The following is a 267-nucleotide window of genomic DNA, read 5'->3' as shown; positions in this document are numbered from 1 at the left end:
GAGGACATTCATGCCGCCCGCGGATATCAGGAACAGATGGATGTCGCAGAGCGAATCCGCTATTACTTGTCAGACAGCAAGCTGACGACCGTCCAAGGGGAGCTGCGTGTCCAGGACGCTTATTCAATCCGCTGTATCCCTCAAGTCCACGGCGCATCATGGCAGACATTAGCGTATGTAAAAGAAAAATTAGAAATTGAGATGAATGCCGCGACAGATAACCCGCTCATTTTCGAAGACGGCGCCAAAATCATCTCGGGCGGAAAC

At 51.3% G+C, this 267-nt stretch carries 1 protein-coding gene; it reads left to right on the top strand.

All coding sequences use genetic code 11. The features are described from left to right. Positions 1-267 (top strand): aromatic amino acid lyase (locus tag SB658_RS24430; RefSeq protein ID WP_410602960.1); only part of this gene is annotated, 267 nt, incomplete at both ends.

The sequence above is a fragment of the Bacillus sp. SIMBA_008 genome (assembly GCF_046535495.1).
Classification (GTDB): domain Bacteria; phylum Bacillota; class Bacilli; order Bacillales; family Bacillaceae; genus Bacillus; species Bacillus subtilis.
Note: the sequence above shows the minus strand (reverse complement) of the source record. Positions and strands in the feature narration are given on the sequence as shown.